Annotated in this window: 21 protein-coding genes; 5 read left to right on the forward strand and 16 right to left on the reverse strand. The window is 65.4% G+C overall.

Going from position 1 to position 22,283, the window contains the following annotated elements; translation table 11 throughout:
* Window positions 1-33: 33 nt before the first annotated feature.
* The 6 genes from CSQ99_RS06945 to CSQ99_RS06970 form a co-directional block, all read right to left on the reverse strand.
* Entirely contained in the window at window positions 34-504 is a 471-nt protein-coding gene (locus CSQ99_RS06945) for a (2Fe-2S)-binding protein (RefSeq protein WP_099038335.1), read from the reverse strand.
* A complete protein-coding gene (locus CSQ99_RS06950; RefSeq protein ID WP_099038336.1) occupies window positions 497-1,381 on the reverse strand; it encodes an FAD binding domain-containing protein in 885 nt (294 codons plus the stop codon). Before CSQ99_RS06950 ends, CSQ99_RS06945 begins: the two co-directional genes overlap by 8 nt.
* Entirely contained in the window at window positions 1,378-2,097 is a 720-nt protein-coding gene (locus CSQ99_RS06955; RefSeq protein WP_099038337.1) for an SRPBCC family protein, read from the reverse strand. Before CSQ99_RS06955 ends, CSQ99_RS06950 begins: the two co-directional genes overlap by 4 nt.
* On the reverse strand, window positions 2,097-4,394 hold the full coding sequence (locus CSQ99_RS06960; protein WP_099038338.1) for a xanthine dehydrogenase family protein molybdopterin-binding subunit: 2,298 nt from the start codon (window positions 4,392-4,394) through the stop codon (window positions 2,097-2,099). Before CSQ99_RS06960 ends, CSQ99_RS06955 begins: the two co-directional genes overlap by 1 nt.
* 96 nt (window positions 4,395-4,490) lie before the next feature.
* A complete protein-coding gene (locus CSQ99_RS06965; protein WP_099038339.1) occupies window positions 4,491-5,612 on the reverse strand; it encodes an XdhC family protein in 1,122 nt (373 codons plus the stop codon).
* 43 nt (window positions 5,613-5,655) lie between these two features.
* Window positions 5,656-6,888 (reverse strand): cytochrome P450, encoded by a 1,233-nt coding sequence (locus CSQ99_RS06970; protein ID WP_099038340.1) that lies wholly within the window; start codon window positions 6,886-6,888, stop codon window positions 5,656-5,658.
* A gap of 89 nt (window positions 6,889-6,977) precedes the next feature.
* On the opposite strand from CSQ99_RS06970, the gene CSQ99_RS06975 reads away from it, so the two are divergent.
* The gene (locus tag CSQ99_RS06975) at window positions 6,978-7,652 is read left to right on the forward strand and encodes a M15 family metallopeptidase (protein ID WP_099038341.1); all 675 of its coding nucleotides are present in this window, start codon (window positions 6,978-6,980) and stop codon (window positions 7,650-7,652) included.
* Window positions 7,653-7,677: 25 nt separating this feature from the next.
* Here CSQ99_RS06975 and CSQ99_RS06980 read toward each other — a convergent pair whose 3' ends face one another.
* The 3 genes from CSQ99_RS06980 to CSQ99_RS06990 form a co-directional block, all read right to left on the reverse strand.
* On the reverse strand, window positions 7,678-8,151 hold the full coding sequence (locus tag CSQ99_RS06980; protein ID WP_099038342.1) for a hypothetical protein: 474 nt from the start codon (window positions 8,149-8,151) through the stop codon (window positions 7,678-7,680).
* Window positions 8,152-8,153: 2 nt separating this feature from the next.
* Window positions 8,154-10,316: a glycoside hydrolase family 183 protein gene (locus tag CSQ99_RS06985; RefSeq protein WP_099038343.1), complete on the reverse strand. Its 2,163-nt coding sequence runs from the start codon at window positions 10,314-10,316 to the stop codon at window positions 8,154-8,156.
* 171 nt (window positions 10,317-10,487) lie between these two features.
* Window positions 10,488-10,856, reverse strand: a complete 369-nt coding sequence (locus CSQ99_RS06990; RefSeq protein ID WP_099038344.1) for a hypothetical protein — start codon at window positions 10,854-10,856, stop codon at window positions 10,488-10,490.
* A 72-nt stretch (window positions 10,857-10,928) separates the two neighbouring features.
* Between CSQ99_RS06990 and CSQ99_RS06995 the strand changes: the two genes are divergently transcribed.
* Complete coding sequence (locus tag CSQ99_RS06995) at window positions 10,929-12,209, forward strand: spinster family MFS transporter (protein WP_099038477.1); 1,281 nt, start codon at window positions 10,929-10,931, stop codon at window positions 12,207-12,209.
* Between the two features lie 390 nt (window positions 12,210-12,599).
* Here CSQ99_RS06995 and CSQ99_RS07000 read toward each other — a convergent pair whose 3' ends face one another.
* A complete protein-coding gene (locus tag CSQ99_RS07000; RefSeq protein WP_176560909.1) occupies window positions 12,600-14,309 on the reverse strand; it encodes a glycoside hydrolase family 13 protein in 1,710 nt (569 codons plus the stop codon).
* A complete protein-coding gene (locus CSQ99_RS07005) occupies window positions 14,306-15,310 on the reverse strand; it encodes a glycosyltransferase family 4 protein (protein ID WP_218014581.1) in 1,005 nt (334 codons plus the stop codon). Before CSQ99_RS07005 ends, CSQ99_RS07000 begins: the two co-directional genes overlap by 4 nt.
* Window positions 15,311-15,393: 83 nt before the next feature.
* Between CSQ99_RS07005 and CSQ99_RS07010 the strand changes: the two genes are divergently transcribed.
* Together CSQ99_RS07010 and CSQ99_RS07015 are read left to right on the forward strand one after the other, a co-directional pair.
* The gene (locus CSQ99_RS07010) at window positions 15,394-16,422 is read left to right on the forward strand and encodes an NADP-dependent oxidoreductase (RefSeq protein ID WP_099038346.1); all 1,029 of its coding nucleotides are present in this window, start codon (window positions 15,394-15,396) and stop codon (window positions 16,420-16,422) included.
* A 32-nt stretch (window positions 16,423-16,454) separates the two neighbouring features.
* A complete protein-coding gene (locus CSQ99_RS07015; protein WP_099038347.1) occupies window positions 16,455-17,222 on the forward strand; it encodes a cutinase family protein in 768 nt (255 codons plus the stop codon).
* Here the strand turns inward: CSQ99_RS07015 and CSQ99_RS07020 are convergent.
* Together CSQ99_RS07020 and CSQ99_RS07025 are read right to left on the reverse strand one after the other, a co-directional pair.
* Window positions 17,122-18,177 carry an SDR family NAD(P)-dependent oxidoreductase gene (locus CSQ99_RS07020; RefSeq protein WP_099038348.1) on the reverse strand — a complete coding sequence of 352 codons (1,056 nt, stop codon included), beginning with the start codon at window positions 18,175-18,177 and terminating at the stop codon, window positions 17,122-17,124. The genes CSQ99_RS07015 and CSQ99_RS07020 overlap by 101 nt on opposite strands.
* Entirely contained in the window at window positions 18,171-19,385 is a 1,215-nt protein-coding gene (locus CSQ99_RS07025; RefSeq protein ID WP_099038349.1) for a cytochrome P450, read from the reverse strand. The genes CSQ99_RS07020 and CSQ99_RS07025 overlap by 7 nt, the downstream gene beginning before the upstream one ends.
* A gap of 92 nt (window positions 19,386-19,477) precedes the next feature.
* On the opposite strand from CSQ99_RS07025, the gene CSQ99_RS07030 reads away from it, so the two are divergent.
* Window positions 19,478-20,104 carry a TetR/AcrR family transcriptional regulator gene (locus tag CSQ99_RS07030; RefSeq protein ID WP_099038350.1) on the forward strand — a complete coding sequence of 209 codons (627 nt, stop codon included), beginning with the start codon at window positions 19,478-19,480 and terminating at the stop codon, window positions 20,102-20,104.
* On the opposite strand, the gene CSQ99_RS07035 is transcribed toward CSQ99_RS07030, so the two are convergent.
* The 3 genes from CSQ99_RS07035 to CSQ99_RS07045 are packed head-to-tail and all read right to left on the reverse strand — an operon-like array spanning window position 20,101 to window position 22,223.
* Window positions 20,101-20,808, reverse strand: a complete 708-nt coding sequence (locus CSQ99_RS07035) for a cutinase family protein (RefSeq protein ID WP_099038351.1) — start codon at window positions 20,806-20,808, stop codon at window positions 20,101-20,103. The two genes, CSQ99_RS07030 and CSQ99_RS07035, sit on opposite strands and share 4 nt — an antisense overlap.
* 41 nt (window positions 20,809-20,849) lie before the next feature.
* Window positions 20,850-21,800: a hypothetical protein gene (locus CSQ99_RS07040; protein WP_245908772.1), complete on the reverse strand. Its 951-nt coding sequence runs from the start codon at window positions 21,798-21,800 to the stop codon at window positions 20,850-20,852.
* A gap of 18 nt (window positions 21,801-21,818) precedes the next feature.
* Window positions 21,819-22,223 (reverse strand): cupin domain-containing protein, encoded by a 405-nt coding sequence (locus CSQ99_RS07045; RefSeq protein ID WP_099038352.1) that lies wholly within the window; start codon window positions 22,221-22,223, stop codon window positions 21,819-21,821.
* Window positions 22,224-22,283 lie beyond the last annotated feature (60 nt).

Here is a 22,283-nt window from a genome sequence, read left to right on the forward strand (position 1 = left end):
GCATCCACCATGCCGGGTCTACCTGGGAAGCGCCTAGCCCATCTCCGCCGCCCGATGAACCGCATTGACGATGCCCTGGTAGCCCGTGCACCGGCAGAAGTTCCCCGACAGGCCCTCGCGGACCTCTTCATCGGTCGGTTTGGGGTTGTCACGCAACATCGCGGTGATGGACACGACGAACCCCGGCGTGCAGAACCCACACTGCAGACCGTGACACTCGCGCATCGTCGACTGGATCGGCGACAGCTCACCGTCCTCGCCGGCAATGCCCTCGACCGTGGTGACCTCGCTGCCGTCCGCCTGGACCGCGAACATCAGACACGCGCGAACCGCCTGCCCGTCGACCAGCACTGTGCACGCCCCGCACGCACCGTGCTCGCATCCCAGATGTGTGCCCGTCAGCCCACAGTTCTCCCGCAGGTAGTCCGCGAGCGTCAGCCGCGGCTCCACGCTCGCTTCGGTATGAACTCCGTTGACGGACACCCGGACTGGCCACTCATGCATTGCTTGCCCCTGAGATTTCCCTGATCGCAGATGCGAAGGCGCGGGCCACCATCGTGGCGCCGACCCTGGCTCGGTACGCGGCGGACCCCTGCAGGTCGGCCGGAATGTCGTCGAGGCCGCCGATCGCGAGCCGACCGACCTCCTCGGCCGAGACCTCGCCGACCGCACGGCCGATGACCGCTTCCTCCGCGGCGCGCCCGCGCAGCGGCGTCGACCCGAGCCCCAGCAGACCTATCCCGCACCGCGCGATCCGATCGTCGGTGTCCACCTCGACCGCGACCGCCGCGCCCGCGATCGCGAAGTCACCGTGCCGACGAGCGAACTCCTCAACCGCGAAACCCGACCGGTCACCCCACACCGGGAACCTGACCGCGGTGAGGATCTCGCCGGCCTGCAACGACGTCTCCCACAGCCCGGTGAAGAACTCCGCGGCCGGGATCTGCCGAGTGCCCTTCGACGAGACCGCCTCCATCTGCGCGTCCAGCGCCAGCGCGACGGCGGCGTACTCCGCGGCGGGGTCCGCGTGTGCGATCGCGCCGCCGAGGGTGCCCCTGGTGCGGATCTGGAAGTGCCCGATGTGCGGCGTCGCCAACTTCAGCAGCGGCACCGAATCGGCGACCTCGTCGTCCATTCCGACGAATGCGTGCGGAGTGCCCGCCCCGATGCGAACCTCGCCACCGCGCAGGTCGATGCTCTGCAGTTCGTCAATCCGCGAGATGTCGACCAGGTTCTCGAAATGCGTCAGCCGCATCGCGAGCATCGGCACCAGGCTCTGACCGCCGGCAAGGATCTTCGCGTCGTCGCCGAACTCATAGAGGAGATCGGCCGCCTCCTTCACGGAGTCCGGCCGGTGATACGCGAAGGGGGCGGCCTTCATGGCCGGAGCCGCTCGCCCGGCGACATCGTGTCGAGCAGCCGCAACAACGCCGCCTGCAGATCGTCGGAGACCACCGCCGCGGTCGACCTGCGTTTCCGCCGTCCCAGCAAGAATCCGACGGCCGCACCCGCGCCGAGCGCAGCGACCACCGGCCCGAACCGCTTGGCGAGCGACGGGGCCACGGCCTTGACCAGAGTCAGGGAGTCAATCGCATTATCCGGTTGCGCTGCGGCGGCTGCGGTTTCAGCTGTGGGCGCTTGAGTCTGGCTGGATCCACCGAGCAGATCGGCCTCCAGGTTCTTGGCGAACTGCCCGATCAAGCTGCTGGACACGTCGGCCAGCACACCCCGACCGAACTGGGCCGCCTTACCGGAGATGGTCAGGTCCGTCGTGATGACAACGGTGGTGGAGTCGCCCTCGTCCTTCAGTGCAGCGGTGACGACGGCGGCGACATTACCGCTACCGCGGGTCTCCTTGCCGTTGGCCTTGATGACGACCCGCTGCGCCGCCTGGTCCTTCTCTCGAAAGGCCGCTTCGCCCTGGTAGGACACGGTGATCGGGCCGACCTTGACCTTTACCACACCGGTGAACTCGTCACCGTCGACAGACAGCAGTTGTGCGCCGGGAATGCAGGGGGCGACGCGCTCGACGTCGGTGAGCACCTCCCACGCCTTGGCTGCGGGAACCGCGACACGGAATTCGTTGTTCAACTCCACTATTGGGCCTCCTCGATGAGGGCAACGATGGCGGATGGACTGGCAGGCAGGCGGGTGAGCGTGACACCGAGCGGTGCCAGCGCGTCGTTGATGGCGTTGATGACCGCGGGTGTCGCACCGATGGCGCCGCCTTCGCCGCAGCCCTTGTATCCGCCCACGCCTGGGCCTGGAATCTCGACGTGGCCGAACTCGATCGGCGGCACCTCGGTCGCGGTCGGCAGCAGATAGTCGACAAATGTTGACGACAGGGGGTTTCCGTCGTCGTCGTAGACCATGTCCTCCAACAGCGCACCGCCGATGCCCTGCACGGTTCCGCCCGCGATCTGTCCCTCGACCACGTTGGGGTTGATCATCGGGCCGACGTCCTCGCTGACGATGTAGCGCGTCAGCTTCACGTGGCCGGTCTCGACGTCGACCTCGCACGTACACGCATGCGTGGCGTTGGCCCAATGGATCATCGTGTCCGCCTTGAAGCGGGCGGTCGCCTCGAGCGTGGCCGCCATCCCCGGCGGCAGCTGTGCGGGCTCGTAGTATGAGCGATACGCGATGTCGGCGAAGCTGACGCTCCTGGAAGAGTCCTCGCGGACAAAGGCTTTCGAGCCGCCCAACTCGATTTCGTCCGCACTGACTTCGAGTCGCTGGGCCGCCATCGCCACGAGCTGCTTGCGTAGCATCCCGCCCGCCTCGTGGACGGCGCCTGCCGTCATCGGGCCGCTGCGGCTGCCCTGAGTGCCCGCGCCGTACGGTGTCACCGCGGTGTCACCCTGAATCGTTGACACGTCCTCGATCGCAGCGCCAAGCGCATCTGCGGTCAATTGCACGACGGTGGTCTCGATGCTGTTGCCCGTCGAACCGCCGTTCACGTAGACGTTGATCTTGCCGGTCGGTTCCATGCGTATGGTGCAGCCCTCGGTGGCGAGGTGACCGGTCGCGGCGCCGGTCGGCTCGATGTAGGCCGAGAAGCCGAGGCCGATGTAGCGACCTTGGTCCAGCGCTTCGGCCTGTTCCTTGCGAAAGCCTTCGTGGTCAAGGATTTTCACGGCCTGTTCGAAGGTCTCCACCGGTGCGACATGGTCATAGGGCATGCCGTTGGGATTGAAGTACGGCATCTCGTCTCGGCGCAGCAGGTTCTTGCGGCGCAGGTCGACGGGATCCATGTCCATCTTGCGGGCCGCGATGTCCAGGAGCACTTCGCGCGCCAGCGTCTCGTATTGCCATGGCCCTCGATACGCGGCGAGGCCCGCGGTATTCGAGAAGACGGTCTTGTAATTGAAGCTGGCCTTGGGCACCCGGTAGGGGCCGGGGAAGAACATGCCGACGGCGGCGGTCGTCAGAACCGGATACGGCGTCGGATACGCCCCGATGTCGTAGGTGAAGTCGATGTCGACGGCGAGGATGTTGCCGTCCCCATCGAGCGCCACCCGCGACTTGCCGTCGACATGGCGCGCCTGCCCCGCCGACATCAGGTTCTCGCGACGGTCCTCGATCCACTTCAGCGCGGCCGGCACCTTGCGCGCGGCCAGCATGATGCACATGTCCTCGCGCATCGGCACGACCTTCTGGCCGAATCCGCCGCCGGAGTCACGCATGATGACGCGCACACCCTGTGCGGGAATGCCGAGCAGGCGAGCACAGAACGCCCGCAGTTCATGCGGGGTCTGGGTCGACGCCCACAGCGTCAATTCGGCGGTGGCCGCCGTCCACTCGACTACGAGCCCGCGCGTCTCGATCGGCACCGGTGCGTAGATCTGTTGATAGACATTCGCGGTCGCGACATGCGCCGCGGACGAGAACAGCTCCTCGTCCGGAGGTGCGCCGCCCATGCCGCCGGCCACGTTGTCGGGGTAGGCCTCGTGCACCACTACATCCGAGCCGACAGCCTTCGTGAAGTCGGCGACCGCCCGCAGCGGCTCGTAGTCGACGTTCACCAACTCGACGGCGTCCTCGGCGATGTAGCGGCTCTCGGCGACGACGAGCGCGACCGGATCGCCGACGAACTTCGCCTCGCCCTCGGCCAGTGGCGGTCGGGGCGTGTCGGCGATGTCCTTGCCGGCGACCGCGTGCCAGGCCTCCCTGACGTCGGGATTGAGGTCGACGGCTGTGAACACTGCGCGCACGCCCGGCAATTGCAGTGCCGCGGACGTGTCGATGCCGTTGATGCGTGCCCGGGCAAAGGGGCTGCGCACGAAGCAGGCGTGCAACATGCCGGGGCGGGTGATGTCGTCGACGAACGTGCCGTGGCCGGTGAGCAACCGGGTGTCTTCGACGCGGGCGACTCGGGTGCCTGCGTAAGCCACGTTTTTCGCTCCAATCCGAGGGGCTGGAAGTCGAGTTATCGTACTGCGATAAGCATAGTGTCGGAAGTGGAGAGCGACATTACCGCATGATTTGTCTCATCCGTCGTGGTGGATCCGCCCACCGGTATCGGTAAGCGGAAGACCCCCGCCTCCCCAGCGGCGCGCGATGACCTCCGCGGCGATCGAGACGGCGGTTTCCTCCGGGGTGCGCGCCCCCAGGTCGAGGCCGATGGGGCTGGATAACCGGTTCAGTTCCGCCTCGGTCAGGCCTGCCTCGCGCAGGCGGTCGATGCGGTCCTCGTGAGTGCGCCGCGAACCCATCACGCCGACGTAGCCGACCTCCGGCAGGCACAGGGCGACCTGCAGAACGGGGACATCGAACTTGGCGTCGTGGGTGAGCACGCAGATCGCGGTGCGCGAATCGATGGCGCCAGCCTCGGCCTGTTCCGCGAGATAGCGGTCCGGCCAGGCGACGACGACCTCGTCGGCACCCGGGAAGCGCGCCGGGGTGGCGAAGACCGGGCGCGCGTCGCACACCGTCACGCGATAACCCAGAAACGCACCTTGCCTGGCGAGCGCCGACGCGAAGTCGATCGCACCGAAGATGACCATCCGGGGAGGCGGTGCGTGGCTGGCGACGAACACCTCCATGCCCGTCTCCTGGCGCTGCCCGTCGGGGCCGTAGGAAAGCACCGTTGACTGTCCGGCGGCCAGCAGGCCCCGCGCGTCGTCGGTGATCGCGGCGTCGGCCCGACGCGATCCGATGGACCCGTCGACGTCGCGCTGCCCGATGACGAGCCTGCGCCCCACCCGTCGCGCGTCCGGGTGCGCGATCACGGTGGCGACGGCGGTCGGGCGGTGCGCCGCGATGTCGTCGGCGATCGCCTCCAGCTGAGGGAAGGTGTCGCGGGACATCGGCTCGGCGAAGATGTCGATGATGCCCCCGCAGGTGAGACCGACGGCGAAGGCGTCGTCGTCGCTCACGCCGTACCGCTGCAACTCCGCTCGCCCGGATGCTACGACCTCGTTGGCCAGTTCGTAGACGGCCGCCTCGACGCAGCCGCCGGACACCGAGCCCGCCACCGTGCCGTCGGGGGCGACGAACATCGTTGCCCCGGGTTGCCGCGGCGCGGATCGGATCGTGCGCACGACGGTGGCGACGCCGGCGGTGCCGCCGGTCCGCCATACCGACAGCAACTCGTCGAGGACGTCGCGCACCGTCGAAGTGTAAGCCCGATCCGCGCCGCGGCTGTGCGAGTGCTCAGCGAGCGTCGAATTCGATCGGCAGGATCGCCGGGCCGGTGATGCCCACCAGGGGCTTCCACTCCGCGGGCGCCGTGCGACGTACGTTGCTCATTCGCTGGGTCATGACCACCAGGGCTTCGGCGAGCTCGCGGCGGGCGAGGTTCGCACCGAGGCAGTAGTGCGCGCCCGCGCCGAACGTTTGCATGGGTGCGGCGCCCTTCCTGGTGATGTCCAGGCGATGCGGGTCGTCGAACACTTCCGGGTCGCGATTACCCGCGGCCGTGTTCACCATGACGAACGTGCCCGCCGGGATCGGAACGCCGCCGAACTCGACGTCCTCGATCGTCATCCGCATCGCACCGAAGACGACGGGGTTGAAGCGCATCAGCTCCTCGACCGCGTTCATCGCCAGCTCCGGGTGCTCGGCGAGCAGCTCCCACTGGTCGGGGTGATCGCACAGGGTGTCGACCGCCGCAGCGAGCTGGTTGCGGGTGGTGTCGGTGCCCGCCATCAGAATGCCCGCCGCCAGCATGCGCAGCTCCGGTGTCGTCAAGCGGTCGCCGTCGTCCTCGGCGCGAATGAGCTCCGAGATCAGGTCGTGCGTCAGAGAATTGCGGCGTTCGGCGACCATGGCGTCGATGTAGTCGTCGAGCTCCGCCCACGCCGACAGGATCGCCTGCTCGTGTTCGGCCACGTTCCAGCTGAAGATCTTGAAGAAGTCATCGGCCCACTCGGAGAACAGCTTCGAGTCCTCACTCGGAGCGCCGAGCAGCTCCGCGATCACGGGAACCGGATAGGGGCGGGCGATGTCCTCGACGATCTCGCACCGGCCAGCGGCCAGCAGCGGCTCGACCAACCGGGTGATGATGTCGGTGATCACCGTGTCCAGCCGGCCGACCGCCCGCGGTGTGAACGCCTTCGCCACGATGCGGCGAAGCCGATTGTGGTCCTCCCCGTTGATGCTCAAGATGGTGGAGCTCGCGCGATCCCAGATGGGGCCCGACGTGATGCCCTGCGTCTCGAGGCCGAGACCTTCCGGCACGCACATGCGCTGATCCCGAAGTGCCGCACGGGCCAGTTCGTAGCTCAGGATCTCGGGGCCGTGCGCACCCATCACCACCGATCCCTGGCTCAGCGCCACGGCCAGTCGCCGGTGCGCTTCTGCAGGATGGGTTGCGTTCTCGTAATCGACTGTCGGCAGGTCGACGGTGGCGGGTTCAAGGACTTCTGCACCAAAAGCGGTAGTCATCGGGTTACTCCTCGCGTTTGAAGGACACCTCGATGGTCGATTCCGGGCACGGCGGCGGACTAGCGTAGGTGACTACCCCAACCGCAGAAATGAGGTCACGAGTGCGACAGGTCATCGCGGGTCTGCTCGTCGTCGGCGGTCTGGCGCACGGCGGGATCGGGCAGGCGGCGGCATCCCCGGACCAGCCCATTCCGCCGGTTTCGGACGCGACACGCGCGGCCGGATTGGTGGACGTCGCGACCGTCGTGCCCGATGCTGTCGTCGACCTTCGGTACGCGACCCCTAACAACTTCGTCGGGATCGCGATGTATCCCGCCGATGCCCGCTGCCTCGTCGACCAGTCGATGGCCGCCGGCCTGACCACTGCCGCCGACACGCTGCGCTCACAGGGCGACGTGCTTGTCCTCTGGGATTGCTACCGACCGCATGACGTCCAGGTTCAGATGTATGAGGTGGTGCCCGAACCGGGCTGGGTCAGCAAGCCCGGGCCGTACGCGCGCAGCCATGAGGCGGGGCTGTCCGTCGATGTGACGCTGGAACGCGACGGCGCGCTCGTCGACATGGGAACGGGTTTCGACGAGTTCACGCCCCGCGCCAACGCGTACGCCACCGAAGGGGTCAGCCCGGCGGCGCAGGCGAACCGCAGCCGTTTGCGCGATGCCATGGCCGCCGGGGGGTTCACGGTCTACCAGGGTGAGTGGTGGCACTTCGACGCCCCCGGTGCATATTCCAACCACCCGATTCTCGATGTTCCTGTGAATTAGGTGATTTGATCCGTGCGATGCGGTCCTAACCGCTTCGAATCCATAGACAGTCACCGCTGAGCGTCACATTGAACAACCTCGGCGCGAATGTGACCTCGAGTCGCTGGTCAGCAGCGCCCTCGGTGACCTCGGGTGCAGAGAGGACACCTGGGCCGAGAACGGTGACTTGTTCGGCGCGGCATCGGGTGTTCGCGTCGCGCGGTGTTGCGGCCCAGTCGCCGGACTGGACGTCCGGATTCTGCCTGCCGTCCCCGTGCAGCAGGATCGGCGGGCCGACGCTGAGCCAGCGGTCGCTCGGCGGCTGCGGCGTCGTCACAGCCTGCCAACTGCCACCGCTGCATACCAGCGGCATCTTCGCTTCCGCGGGCCGCGTCGCCGCCCCGACGGCATCCGGTGGACACGGCGTATTCGCCTGCAGAGCAACGGGATCAGCAGCAGCGACACCCGATGCGAACACCAAGGCGACGGCGGCGAGCGCACCGGCCACAGTGCGGTACATCGTCAGCCCACCTTGTTGAGGTCTGTCTTCATCAACATGACGTTGTAGTCGGACCACAGTGAGAGGTTCCAGTACAACTCCGAGCCGGTGCCCTGCGTCGACGGCGACCACGGATGCATCATCGGCGCGTAGATCCCGCCGTTCTGCTGTGTCAACAACACCTTGGGCCCCGACCAGCCGCCCTCTGGGCGGTCGGACGTTCGCATGACGATGTTGTTGCTCCGGTCGCCGTGCAGGGCGACGTACTTTTTGAGCTGCTGGTTGTACTGGACGGACATCTCGCTGACCGCGCTGCCTGGGTTGACGTTGACGGCTCCGCAGGCCCCTGCCGTCGTCGTCGACTGGCCGAAGATCGGCGTCGCGGCCGCCGGATTGCCCTTGACCCATCCGGCCGGGGTTGCGCCCACGCCGTACCAGCCGCCGGCGCTGCCCGCGCTGTAGTACTCGTATTTGCTCAGGTCGAGTATGTCGCGCTCGAGGACGCGGGCGACATGGGCCGCACCATTTCGCCCGTTAGGTGTTCCGTACGCGTACACGAAACCATCGCCCGGCCTGACGAACGCCATCTGCTGGAAGTTCTGGTTGCCCGTCGCCGGGTTGTTGTACCGGACGGTCTGCGGAGCCACTTTCCATGTCTCGCCGTTGTCCTCGGAATACGCAAGTGCCGAATAGTTCGTGGTCCACACCCCAGGAGCGCCCCAATGCGTCACTGACATGAAGCTGATGTACTGCGTCACATCGTATTCGGTTCCCGGCGTCGGTACCGAGATGCCGGCCGTCGGAATGAGGGTGATCCCTGCGGGCAGGCCCTCGGGGAAGATGATCTGCCGTGCCATGTACTCGTACGGCGCACCCGGGGGAACGTAAGTCAACGGTGATCCGCCAAAGTCACTGCCGGTGAACCATTCTGGATCTGTGAAGTCCAAGCCGTTGAACAGATCGGCGTCGACACTGCGGAACAGGACGTTCGGTCGCCAGTGGGTGCCCGTCGCCATGCCTCCGAGGCCGAAGGTGTCGCCGAAAGCGATCAGGACCTGATGTTCGTTGACATCGGGAGTGAGCGGGTCGTCGACCATGCCGTTGTCCCACATGATGCCGAGATCGGTACCCGTGACGCCGTAATAGTGCTGAGTGTTGTTCGCTGGATTATTTCCGGTGATCCAATCGACGAATTGCGTTGAGACACTCAGGTATTGACCGGGTGCGGGGAATCCCGGCCGCGTCGTCGGCGGAGGTGTCGGTGCCACGAGCGCGAGGCTCATGGTTTGCGCCGCAGCGAGCGTCATGTCCTCCGTCGTGCCACCCGAGAGCGCGTTGAAGAAGTCGTCCACCTCTTTTCGGGCGAACGCGAGCAGGCTCCAGGCCAGCGTCGGCGCCGCTGGGTCGATCGGCGACTCGCCCCCCGTCGGGTTGAGCAGTGAGTCGAGCACGCCGGACACGAGCTCCACCGCCGCTGTCAACACGTCGGGATTCACAGTGGTGGTTTCGGGAAGGTCTTCTTCCGTCTGCGCGGCCATCATCGGCGACAGGTTGAGCGGTCCCGAGGCGGCGAGAGTGCGCGCGTCGACGAACGCCGCGACGTCGTCGACCTCCTGGTTGATGGAGGCGCTATCCGCCGGTGATCCGGTGGCGAGCGAAGTGGCGCTGACACCCGGCTGTGTCGCGGTGGTGGGCGGCGCAGGATCGCGGGGCGACTCGTTGTTGTCGTCCTCCGCAATGGTCTCGGGAGGTTCTGGCTCCAGGATCCGGGGTGGCTGGGGTTCCTCGAGCTCCTCGGTCTCCTCGAGCTCCTCGGTCTCCTCGGTCTCCTCGAGTTCCTCGAGGTCTTCGGTCTCTTCGAGGTCTTCGGTCTCTTCGAGGTCTTCGGTCTCTTCGAGGTCTTCGGTCTCCTCGAGTTCCTCGAGTTCCTCGGTCTCGTCGGATTCGTCGACTTCTTCGGCTTCTTCGGTTTCTTCACCTGTGGGGGCGTTGTCCGTCAGCGACTCGCCAGCCTTGGGCGTCGTCGAACGCTCGGCATTGGTCGTATCGGTGGTCGTCTTGGTGGTGTCCGGCGATGAATCCGTCGTCTCCGCTGTGGCGACGCCATTGCCCATCGCGATCGCTGTGCCGACTCCCAATGCGACGGCTAGCCCCCCGACGCGGCCAACGTAGCTGGCAGCTCCCATGCAGATTCCCCTCTAAATGGAGCCCCGACCCCGACAACAACCGCTATTAAATAGCACAGACGTCAACCGCACAGCAAAATCCGCGAAAAGTCACACAGTTCCCAATGGTCGCTGTGGCCCAGATCTTGGTGGTGTTTTGCTGAAATGCTCCGCCGGCGCGCAGTCTCTCGGCTAAGACATCAGGCCGGCATCCCGCAGCGCGTCCTCGTACAGGCCGAACGCGTAGGGCAGACCATCTCCGACCCAGGCCTCGATGATGTTGACGTGATCGGCGATGGCTTGGACCTGGTGGGCGTACGTCTCGAATTGTCTGTCCTGACGCAGGCTGTCTATTTGCTGCCGGGTGCCCTGGATGAGGACGAATCCTCCTAAGTCGTTGCTCTGCGGTTTGAGTATCGCGGCATCGAATCGCTCGATCCGCCCGTCACGCTTGAGTTCTTCGAGGTAGCCGGTCAGCTTGTCCTTGAGGAAGGCCAGGGCCTGCGTTTCACGTCCCCGAGTGGGAATTCCCCACATCACCCAGACACCCGCTTCTGCCATGGCTCTCCTTTTACACCAGATGTGTCGCCCAGTCGCGTGACATGCAGAACGTGATCTGTGAAGCTTCCGCGGATGACTCTTGCCGGTGAGCCATTGACAACGCATCGCCCGCGGCGAGCCTGGGCCGCTGTCGCGGTGCTCGCGGTGGTGGGCACGCTCAACTACGCAGACCGGTTTCTGCCCGCAGTGTTGGCCGAGCCGATCAAGAACGATCTGGCGTTGTCCGACACGGCAATCGGTGTAATCAACGGCTTCTGGTTCCTGGCCGTCTACGCGGTGCTCGGGCTTGTGATCGCTCGGATCGCCGATCGCGGCGCCTTCGGTCTGGTGATCTCGACATGTCTGACCCTGTGGGGCGCCATGACGATGCTCGGCGGCGCCGTCCAGTCGGCGTTCCAGCTCGCGCTGACCCGCGTCGGGGTTGCGGTGGGTGAGGCGGGCAGCACGCCGGCCGCGCACGCATACGTGGCGCGAAACTTTCCACCGGAACGCCGTGCCGCACCGTTGGCGGTCATCACCATGTCGATTCCGTTGGCCAGCGCCGCCAGCCTGCTCGGCGGCGGTCTGCTTGCGCAGACGCTCGGGTGGCGGACCGCGTTCGTGGTGATGGGAGCGATCAGTGTCGCGTTCGCGCCGCTTGTGCTTTTCGTCCTCGGACGTCGCCAGCCGATGCCCGTCGCGGTCGCGCCCGTCGGCGACAAGGTGCAGGCGGCGAAAGTGGCCGATCTGCTCAAGAAACCGAGCTTCGTTGCCGTCGTCCTCGGTGCCGCGTTCATCTCGTTCGCGGGCTATTCACTTACCACCTTCGCGCCCGCCTACCTCATGCGAACGCGCGAGATGTCGCTGGGCGAGGTGGGGGTGCAGTACGGCCTCGCCAGTGGTCTGACCGGAATCCTGAGCCTGCTGATCGTCGGTTGGATCGCGGATCGCCTGTCCGTCAGGGATCCTCGATGGTCGCTGTGGCTGGTAGCTGCGATGACCGCTGTCATGCTTCCGTTTTCGGCCCTGGCTTTCGTCGTGGAGAGCCGGACGATGTGCATCTGGTTCATCTCGCTGAGCTATGTCGTCGGGACGGCGTACATGGCGCCGTCGATCGCGGCGATTCAGCGACTGGCGCGCGTTGAGCAGCGCGCAACGGCGTCGGCGATCTTCCTGTTCTTCGGCGCGATGGTCGGATCGGCGGGGCCGTTCCTGACCGGCGTCATCAGCGACGCGCTGGCGGCAGACCTCGGCAACATGTCGCTGGGCCGGGCGCTGCTGATCGTGCCTGTGGCGCAGGTGATCGCGATCATCTGCTATCTCGTTGCGAGCAGACGCTTCGTCAGGGAGATGGTCACTGGGGGCGCCGGCTAAGCCGACTCCCCCAGTGGCCCCCCATCAGTGACTCTCATCGAGCACTGCCCCCCACAGCTTGACGACGCACCCCTCGCACCGTCGCCGCCTGCGTACCAGTTCCACCGACACCGCCCGCCACCGCTGTGCGGATGACCAGCGCTGGCCAGTGTGTCGCGGATCACAAATCTGCGATAAGCCTCATACTGCACCCAAAGTGTGAAATTTGCAAAACGAGGCGATGCGGGTGGATCTATCGGACCGCCAGCAATATTACGCGTTTGTTAAACGGCAGCTTGTTGCGATGAAAATACCTGTTAGGCAAACCTAATTTCGTTCAGTTGATCTAATCAAATTAATTTGCTGGCGATGATCGCGGGGTCGGCGCCTCCTGACGGTCTACCAGCTCTGTCAGCGGGCGGTTGCGTAGTAAATACGTGCGTCCCACCCGGCCAGGTCAAGCGAGGTCGACATCAACGCGGCAGGTGCACCAGGCAGGCTGCCGAGCAGCAGGTCGGCCGTGATCCACTCTCGGCCGATTTCGACGGTTCGGGATTCGCGACCGCAGTTCGCGATCACGAGGAGTTTCGCGGTCGATGTGTTCCTGGAGTAGGCCCAGATCTGTGGGTCGTCATCCATCACCGGTGTGAAATCGCCATCCACCAAGATGGACAGTTCGTGGCGAAGGCGAATGAGTGCCTGGTAGTGCGCGAAAACGGTATCTGTCCCGTCGATCTGGGCTGCGGCGTTCAGCCAAGTGCAGTTGGGGTTGACCGGGAGCCATGGATTGCCAGTGGTGAATCCGGCGTTCGGCCCGGGGTCCCATTGCATGGGCGTCCGGGCGTTGTCCCGACTCATCTTGGCGAGACCGGCCAGCGCCGCAGCCTCGTTGCCACCGGTTGCAAGCACGTCGTTGTAGTAATTCACAGCCTCAATGTCTTTGTGGTCCTGTGGAATCCGAAAGGGGTAATTCGTCATCGCGAGTTCCTCGCCTTGATAGACGAACGGCGTGCCACGCATACCGTGCAGGACAGTCGCAAGTGCCTTCGCCGAGGCCGCCCAGTACTGGAGGTCGTCGTCACCGAACCGGGATACGACGCGGGGCTGGTCATGGTTGTTCCAGTAGAGGCTGTTCCAACCGATTTCGGCGAGCGCGGCCTGCCACCGATGAAGCGATTTCTTCAGAACGACCAAGTCGAGACCGACGTGGTCGAACTTGCCCGCTGGGCCATGGTCGACGGAAACGTGCTCGAACTGAAAGACCATGTTCAGCTCACCTCGCACCGGATCCGTGTAGAGCCGGGCTTGTTCGGGTGTCACGGCAGGCATCTCACCGACTGTCAAGAAATCGCCGTCGCGGTCGGCGAAGACCTGACGTGTCATCTCGGCGAGGTAGTCATGCGTGTGCGGTCCATCCACAAAGCCCTCGAAGGCGACGACGAATCGCTGCCCAGGGATCGCCGGTGAGTCAGGAAGTCCGTCAGCCTTGGAGATGAAGTTGATGACATCCATGCGGAACCCGTCGACACCGCGGTCGAGCCACCAAACCATGATGTCCTGCACAGCCTTTCGTACCTCGGGGTTATCCCAGTTCAGATCCGGTTGCTTGCGGTCGAACAGGTGTAGGTAGTACTGGTCGGTGGCCTCGTCCCACTCCCAAGCCGACCCGGAGAAAAATGATCCCCAGTTGTTCGGTTCGGCACCCCCAAGCGCGTCCCGCCAGATGTACCAGTCCCGCTTCGGGTTGTGGCGGGATGAGCGCGATTCAACGAACCACGGGTGCTCGTCGGAGGTGTGATTGACGACGAGGTCCATCACCAGTTTCATCCCGAGTTCGTGCACCTCGGCGAGCAGTGCGTCGAATTCTGCCAAGGTTCCGAACACCGGATCGATGTCGCGGTAATCACTGATGTCGTAACCGTTGTCGGCTTGCGGCGAAGGGTAAATCGGTGACAGCCAGATCACGTCGACCCCGAGCAACCGCAGATGTTCGAGCCGCCCGGCGATACCGCCGAGATCCCCGAATCCGTCGCCGTTCGAGTCGGCGAAGCTGCGCGGGTAGATCTGGTAGACAACTGCCGTCTTCCACCACGCAGCGTCGCGTCGGCGGCCGATAGTCACTTTCGCTTACCGATCACGTCGCGGTAGACATCCACGTACTTATCGATCATCGTGGCGACCGTGAAGCGCTCCGCGGCGAGTTCGGCGACCGTCCGTCGCTGGAGGTCCCCCGCTGCGGATACCGCGGCCACGGCCGAATCGATGTCGTTGACGAGGAATCCGGTTACCCCGTGCACAATCAGCTCGCCCATCGAGCCTCTGGAGTTTGCGACGACCGGTGTGCCGCAGGCCATCGCCTCGACGACGCTGTATCCAAACGGCTCATCGAAGTCGATGAGGTGGAGCAGCGCGTGCGCGCTCCCCAATACTTCGGCGCGCGCGGACTTTTCGACGGCCCCGAGGTAGCGCACCTGCTCGCCGTCGATGTGCGGCGCGACCTCGTCGCGGAAGTACTGCTCGTCTTGGATGATCCCGCCGATATGGAGCCGGCGGCCGCATCGGCGAGCGACCTCGATCGCGCGTGCGGTGCCTTTGTCGGGGTGGATCCTTCCGAAGAACAGCAGATGCTCGCCGGGCTTCGGATGAATCGCGAATTCCTCGAAGGCGATGCCGTGGTGGACGGTGGCGGCGTAGTGCAGATTCGGATGCCGATCGGCGTCACTGATCGACACGTACGCGGTCGTGGCGTCGTAGCGCTCGTAGACAGGAATGATCCGATCGGACGAGAACCCGTGAATGGTGGTGACCACCGGTGTGGTGACGAGGTCGCTGTATGTCAGTGGCAGGAAGTCGAACCCGTTGTGGATGATGTCGAAGGCGCGGGCGTGCTCGAACACGGAGGCGACGTGTAGGCACTCCGCGACCTTGGCATCGATCGTTGCGTCCTCCGACCAGCCGACAGGCGCAGTTGCGTGCAGGGTGGCTGTGGTGATCGAGTCAGCGGTAGCGAACAGCGTGACGTGATGACCGGCCGCCACCAGTCCCTCGGTGAGTAGCGAGGCGAATTGTTCCCAGGGCCCGTAGTGACGAGGTGGTGTCCTCCACGCGATCGGGGCCAGCACCGCAACTCGGATCGGACCGTCAGACTCGCCGTTGGTGGGAATGTCCTCAGGCTACGCGGCCGTCCGCGGGTAGTTTCACGATCGTGGCTGAGCTGATGAACCGCCAGATCCTGTTGCGTCGTCGTCCGACCGGGCTGGTTGCGCACGGCGACACCGAGTTGGTGAGCACGCCGGCGCCCGAGCCGGCCGAGGGTGAGGCGCTCATCCGCACGACGTTTGTCGGTATCGATGCCGCCGCGCGAACCTGGCTCAACGATCAACCGGGCTACCTCCCACCGGTGCAGATCGGGGAGGTCATTCGGGCGGCGGGCATCGGCGAGGTCGTGGCATCGCGTTGCGACGCCTATGCCGTCGGCGACGTCGTCACGACGCTCACCTGTTTCCAGGAATACGTGATCTGCCGCGACGACATCTTCACGACGCCGGTGCCGGGGCCCCAGGACAAGGTCGACCAGCTCGCGGTGATGTCGGTGTACGGACCGACGGGTGCCACGGCTTACTTCGGGATGGTCGGCATCGGCAAGCCGAAGGAGGGGGAGACGGTGGTGGTCTCCGCCGCGGCGGGCGCCACCGGATCGGTCGCGGGCCAGATCGCCAAGATCGCGGGCGCCCGCGTGGTGGGCATCGCGGGCGGCCCCGAGAAGTGCAGGGCGGTGGTCGAAGATTTCGGCTTCGACGCGTGCATCGATTACCGGGAAGACAATATGAAGGCCGCGCTGAAGGCGCATTGTCCGCGCGGGGTCGACGTCTATTTCGACAATGTCGGCGGGCCGATTCTGGACGCCGTGCTCGGCCGCCTCGCCCCCAAGGCGCGCGTGGTGTTGTGCGGTGTGATCTCGAGCTATCTGACGGGGGAGCATCCCGGGCCTGCCAACTACGTGAATTTGCTCGCCAAGACCGCGACGATGCAGGGGTTCAACGCGCTCGACGAATGGGGTCGGTTCGACGAGGCGTTCGGTCCGTTGCGCCAGTGGGCGGCCGACGGCAAACTCGTGCACCGTGAGACGATCTATGACGGCATCGAATCGTGCGTCGATGCCATGAACGGGCTGTTCACCGGCGCGAACATCGGGAAGATGCTGGTAAAAATCAGCGAACCGACTCGGGCCTGAATATCCGCAGAGAAAAGAGGGTACAGACGGGCATGGTTTCCCACGTCCTTCGTTTGCTCGGCGTAGCCGTCACCGCTGTCGCTGCTGTGTTGCTCTCCCCGGTCCCATTTGCCGCCGCCCAGGGATGCCCCGATGTCGAGGTGGTGTTCGCCCGTGGCACTGGTGAACCGCCGGGTGTCGGCGGGGTCGGCCAGGCTTTCGTCGACGCGGTGCGCGCGCAGTCCGCACCTCGGTCGGTCAACGTCTATCCGGTCAACTATCCCGCCAGCGGCGACTTTTTTGATCGCATCGCCTTCGCAAAGACGGTCGTCGAGGGTATCCGCGATGCGGGTACGCACATCGAGACGACGGCCGCGAACTGTCCGGACACCAAGATCGTGCTTGGCGGCTTCTCCCAGGGCGCTGCGCTTGCGGGCTATGTCACCTCGGCCGAGATACCGGAGGAGGTGCCCGCCGAATACCGCGATTTCATTCCGAATCCGATGCCGTCGGAGGTGGCCGACCACGTCGCCGCCGTGGTGCTGATCGGTCTGCCGTCGCCCGAGTTTCTAGGCAACACCGGCGCGCCTCCCATCACCATCGGCCCGTCGTACGTCGACAAGACCCTCAAGTTGTGCGCACCCGACGACACGATCTGCAACGGTGCACCCCCTGGACCGCCCAGCTTCGCCCACGCGATGTACGGCGTGAACGGCAGCATCAATGAGGCGGCGGCATACGCGGTGGCGCGACTCGGTCCGGCTCCAGCGGCTCCAGCACCTGGCCCGGCGCCAGCACCTGGCCCGGCGCCGATGTCATGATGGTGGCGAACAGCTCGGCCATCTCGTCGGCGGGGCAGCCGGGAACGGTGTAGCCGGTTTCGTCGCGGATCTCGGCGAGGTGGTCGCGCACGTCCTCGACCGAGAGCCCGGGACTGTAAAAGCCTTTCGTCCTGCCGATGAAGAAGCGTGCCACGTGGCCCGCGCCGACGGTGTAGACCTCGCCGGACACGGGACATTCGCGGTGCGTCAGGAAGGCCGCCACCGGCGCGACGAGCGCGGGGTCGAGTCGCTGAAGGTATTGGTTGGCGAGCTCATCCAGGATCGCCTGTGCGGCGGCGTCGTTCTGCAGCGGTGCCGTGTCGACTGAGTGTTGCAGCATCCGGGTGTATGCGATCGGGGCGACGGCGTTCACCTTGATGTTGCGCTCGGCTCCCTCGGCCGCGAGCACTCGGGTTAAGCCGACGAGTCCGGTCTTGGCCGCGCCGTAGTTGCTCATGCGCTCGGCCCCGAGAAGTCCTGCCGCCGAGCAGGTGTTGAGGATCCGGCCATAAGACTGTTCGCGCATCACCTTCCACGCCGGGCGGGTCAGGTTGAACGCTCCCTTGAGGTGCACGTCCACGAGTGGATCGAGCCGCTCTGGGGTGATGTCCTCGAACGGGGCGTCACGCACGATTCCCGCGTTGTTGATGAGGATGTCGACCCGTCCCCACGCACCGACGGCGGCGTCGATGATCGCCTGTCCGCCCTGGGGTGATGTCACGCTGTGGCCGTCGGCGACGGCCTCGCCGCCTAGCGCCATGATCGCGTCGGCGACGCTGTTGGCGGCCGCGCGGTCTGAGCCGTCACCGGTCACCGAACCGCCGATGTCATTGACGACGACGCGCGCTCCGCGGGACGCCAGCAGGAGGGCGTACTGCCTGCCCAGACCGCCACCCGCGCCGCTGATCACCGCAACCTGTCCGTCGAAGCGCAGCTCGTCGGGCGTGCTCACCATGTGACGGGTAATTCCTTCATGCCGTAGATACCGGATTCGCCCTTGAATCGAAGGTCTTTCACGTCGACGGCCAATTGCAGTCCGGGCACCCGGCGAGCCAGCGTGGCAAATGCGATCTGCATCTCGACCCGGGCGAGGTTGGCGCCGATGCATTGGTGCACGCCATAGCCGAAACCCAAGTGGCCGCGCACATTTCGATCGCCGTCCAGTACGTCGGGGTTTTCGACGAAATCGGGGTCCCAGTTTCCGGCTGGCAGGTTCATCACAAGCCAGTCGCCGGCCTGGATCTGCTGTCCGCCGAGGGTGAGATCTTCGGTGGCCACCCGGTCGACCTGGCTGTGGACGATGGCCAGGTAGCGCATCAGCTCTTCGACGATGTTGGCGATGACGGACGGGTCGTCGGTGTGACCGAGTCGCTCATATACGTCCCGACGTTCCATCAGCGCAACGGTTCCCAGGGCGATCATGTTTGCGGTGGTCTCGTGGCCCGCCTGCATCATGATGGCGCCGGTGACAGTGGCGGTCTCCGGGCTGATGTCGCCGTTCACCACATGATCGGCGACGAGGCGGCTGAGCAGATCGTCGCCGGGCTCGTGCTTCTTGCGCTCGACCAACTCGGCGATGTAGGTGAACATCTCCCCGAAGGCCTGTGCCTTCTCTTCGTCGGTGGTGCGTGCGTCCAACCCAACCGTCGTGTGGTGGTGGAACAACTCGAGGTCGCCGTCGGGCACTCCGAGCAGGTGTGCGATGACGAGCGACGGCACCGGTAACGCGAAGGCGCGCACGAGATCGGCAGGCGGTCCGGCCTCGAGCATCACGTCGAGATAGGAATCGACGATCTCCTGGATCTGCTGCCGCATACCGTCGACCCGGCGGAAGGTGAAGTCTCTGGTCAGCATTCGCCGGATGCGATGGTGTTCGGGGTCATCGACACGCGCGAACATCACCGGAGTGTTGTTTTCGCTGTCCTTGGGCAGCATCGACGGCGGGATGGTTTCGGCGGACAGCCGCGGATCGACCAATGCGGCCCGGATGTCCTCGTACCGGCTGACCACCCACGTCGGCCTGCCCTGGTAGATCGCCCGTTGCAGGCCCGGCTCGTCGCGCCACCGGGTGAATTCTGTGGGCGGATGCAATGGGCAGGTCGTCGAGCGCGCAGCAGGGATGGCGGGGAGGTCCGAGGTGGTCTCGGAAGTTGTTGATGTCACCGGCGTTTCCCATTAAGTGTCAGAGGACTGTCAATTGCCCCCGAGCGTAGAACCCCCAAGAGTGGCAGTCAACTGTCAGATAGACTGGTGCGATGACCGACATTGCCGATCGGCCGTTGCGTGCTGATGCTGCGCGCAACGCGGAGCGGATCCTTCGCGCGGCGCGCGACGTATACGGCGAACTGGGGTCCGAGGCGCCGATGGAGGCCATCGCGCGCCGGGCGGGTGTCGGCGAACGGACGCTGTATCGCCGGTTTCCGACCAAGGGTGACTTGATCAACGCCGCACTGGATCAGAGCATTGCCGAGGACCTCACGCCGGTGATCGAGAAGGCCCGTGCCGACAGGGATCCGATGCGCGGACTCGTCGCGTTGATCGAGGCGGCGATCTCATTGGGCGCCCGTGAGCACCACCTGCTGACCGCGGCGAGGCGGGCCGGCGCGCTGAGGCCCGATGTCTCCGAAGAGCTGAACGCCGCGCTCGCCGAACTCACCGCACGAGGCCGGGAAGCGGGGGTCATCCGGACCGAGGTGGTCGCCGACGACCTGCCCAGGTTTATCGCGATGCTCTACGGCGTGCTGTCGACGATGGATTCCGACAGCGACGGCTGGCGGCGTTACGTCGCCCTGCTCATCGATTCGATCTCCACCGGTGCGCGGCAGCGGCTCCCGCGCGCGGTGCCGTTGCGCTTCGAGCCGTCTTCGTCCAGTTGGCCCTAGTGCGTTGTCTCGCCGCCGCCTGCCGGGACATGCTGCGCCGCAAAGGTAGCGGCCTCGTCGGTCATCCCGTTGAGCGGATAGCTGTTGTGTGCGGCACCGTCCCCGCCGCCAGGTGAACAGATCGGATCTGCTGGCGCGCACAGGTCGAGCGTCTTACCCGAGTACAGACTGCCGACGGTGATGGGCGGGGCGGCGGTGTTGATGGTCTGCAGGAAACCGTTCGACGGCTTGCCGAAGAGCGCTACGGCAGCGACGTGGTCGGCGACATCGGATGGCATCGGACCGGTGATCCCCTGAGGCAGCGTGAAGCCAGAGGGGACGGCGTCGGCGGTGATGTATCCGGCGACGGCGGCACCCTGTGAGAAGCCTCCGAGCACGATCTCGGTGTCGGGACATGTGGTGGCCACGTCCTGGACCTTGTTCCTCGCATCGATGACCCCATCTGCGGCGGTCGCGAAATCCAGTGATGCGGGGTAGTTCACCGGGTAGACATCCATCGACTTGTCGCCGATCTTCGATCGCAGCGAATCGACGAACGCCTGGCCGACTCCGCCGACACCGGGTGCTTCAAATGTGCCGCGTGCGAAGACAACCTGCACATCTGCACACGGCGCAGCGGACGCCAAAGGGGGAGCGACCGATGGACTGAGCAACGCTGCCGCCGCCATACCTGAGACAATGACCAACCGATTGACAACCTGCATCCCGACCCACCGCCTTTGAGAGTTACCTGAAATGTGCGGGCTCAACGCTGCGCTCCGCGTTCGCGGAGTTCCCGCCGTACGACTGCGTAAAACCCGCAATTTATGTAATTTATTTCAGGCCCGGTGGTCATCGAGTCGCCAGAACCATGGCCGGGGTGCAGCCAGGTCGCGATGTTGCGGACATAGTCCTTGAAAGCCACCAGACGCGACGGGTCCGACTTGATCTCTGAGCCTTCGGACTCGGTAACGAATGTCGGCGCCCCGCAGTCGAGATCCCAGTTGTAGTCGGCGAAGTGGTGAAACGTCGAGGCGGCCAACGCACGGCCCATCGGCTTACCGTCGGCTGACCGCTCGCCGTCCAGCGCAACGGCGAGGCCGAAGCGTCGGCCGGATGCGGTGCTGCGCCCCAGGGCGACCACCGTCGCGCTTGGCACACAGGCCGACACCGCGCCCTCGTGCGGGTGGGCGGGGAACCACTCGATGCGGCCGCTGTCGGTGCGGGCGGTGCGCAGCAATTCGTGCACCGGTTCCTCGGCGAACACGCGCTGATAGTCGCCGTTGGCGCCGGAGTGATAGTTGGGCCAGGAGATGGTCGGGGTGTCCTGGTCGTCGCACAGCCCGGCCGGGTCGGGATTGCGCTCGTGAAAGTGGTTGACCTCGCCCAAAGATCCGAGGCCGATCAGGCAACTGCCGAGATCCTGGTGGTCGCGCGCGGTGAGCACCCCGCCACCGCTCTCACGGAACCGCACGATCGCCTGGGACTCGGCGTCGGTGAGTCCGTCGCCGATATCGACTGCCAGGAGCCACAATTGGTCGTAGCCGAAGTCGTCGAGTCGGCTCAGGACCGGATCGTCTCCGCCTCTGGTCAACCGGTTGCGTGCGGTCACCTCGTGGCCCGCGGCGCGCAGTTCGTTGGCCAGCAGCGAGAATCGGGTGATGTCCCAATCGTCGGGGTGTTCGGCAATCGTTGTCTGCAACAGGATCTTGGACATCGGAATCCCTCTTCTCACTCAGGCTTTGGCGGCGCGGACGCGCCTGTCCCGGCGCGCTAGCAGTTCGTCCTCTTCGACAAGGGTGAGCATCGGCTTATCCGGAGCGCAGAGCATCGTGACGAGGAAGCGGACCTTGATGTCGTCGCGGGCATTGCCGTCCGAGTAGTGAATGACGTCGCCACCCGGTTCCCAGAACGTTTCACCGGCCTTGACGACGCGCGGCGCCTCTCCCTCGAGTTCGAAGAGCATCTCGCCCTCGAGAACATAGCCGAACGCCGGTCCGCTATGGCGGTGCGGCGGGGTGCCGGGGTCGCCGGGCCCGAACTCTACGGCGATGGTCATCGCGTGCGAGCCCGCGGCCACGTCGGGCGGCATGGCTTCCTGTAGTACGGTGACCGCCATCTGCCAGGCGTTGCTCGTCATGTGGGGCTCCTTCGGTTTGCGATTCGCGGGTATGTCTGGGTATGTCGTTAGGACCGGGCA

This window comes from Mycobacterium neglectum, from assembly GCF_002591975.1.
GTDB lineage: Bacteria > Actinomycetota > Actinomycetes > Mycobacteriales > Mycobacteriaceae > Mycobacterium > Mycobacterium neglectum.

Excerpts from the sequence above, each read along its gene's own strand:
- CSQ99_RS07045 (WP_099038352.1), bottom strand. The coding sequence starts at position 22,223 with ATGACGAGCAACGCCTGGCAGATGGCGGTCACCGTACTACAGGAAGCC.
- CSQ99_RS07020 (WP_099038348.1), bottom strand. The coding sequence starts at position 18,177 with ATGGTGAGCACGCCCGACGAGCTGCGCTTCGACGGACAGGTTGCGGTG.
- CSQ99_RS06970 (WP_099038340.1), bottom strand. The coding sequence starts at position 6,888 with ATGACTACCGCTTTTGGTGCAGAAGTCCTTGAACCCGCCACCGTCGAC.
- CSQ99_RS07035 (WP_099038351.1), bottom strand. The coding sequence starts at position 20,808 with ATGCAGGTTGTCAATCGGTTGGTCATTGTCTCAGGTATGGCGGCGGCA.
- CSQ99_RS06985 (WP_099038343.1), bottom strand. The coding sequence starts at position 10,316 with ATGGGAGCTGCCAGCTACGTTGGCCGCGTCGGGGGGCTAGCCGTCGCA.
- CSQ99_RS07015 (WP_099038347.1), top strand. The coding sequence starts at position 16,455 with ATGGTTTCCCACGTCCTTCGTTTGCTCGGCGTAGCCGTCACCGCTGTC.
- CSQ99_RS06950 (WP_099038336.1), bottom strand. The coding sequence starts at position 1,381 with ATGAAGGCCGCCCCCTTCGCGTATCACCGGCCGGACTCCGTGAAGGAG.
- CSQ99_RS06980 (WP_099038342.1), bottom strand. The coding sequence starts at position 8,151 with ATGTACCGCACTGTGGCCGGTGCGCTCGCCGCCGTCGCCTTGGTGTTC.
- CSQ99_RS06945 (WP_099038335.1), bottom strand. The coding sequence starts at position 504 with ATGCATGAGTGGCCAGTCCGGGTGTCCGTCAACGGAGTTCATACCGAA.
- CSQ99_RS06990 (WP_099038344.1), bottom strand. The coding sequence starts at position 10,856 with ATGGCAGAAGCGGGTGTCTGGGTGATGTGGGGAATTCCCACTCGGGGA.
- CSQ99_RS06995 (WP_099038477.1), top strand. The coding sequence starts at position 10,929 with ATGACTCTTGCCGGTGAGCCATTGACAACGCATCGCCCGCGGCGAGCC.
- CSQ99_RS07030 (WP_099038350.1), top strand. The coding sequence starts at position 19,478 with ATGACCGACATTGCCGATCGGCCGTTGCGTGCTGATGCTGCGCGCAAC.
- CSQ99_RS07040 (WP_245908772.1), bottom strand. The coding sequence starts at position 21,800 with ATGTCCAAGATCCTGTTGCAGACAACGATTGCCGAACACCCCGACGAT.
- CSQ99_RS06975 (WP_099038341.1), top strand. The coding sequence starts at position 6,978 with ATGAGGTCACGAGTGCGACAGGTCATCGCGGGTCTGCTCGTCGTCGGC.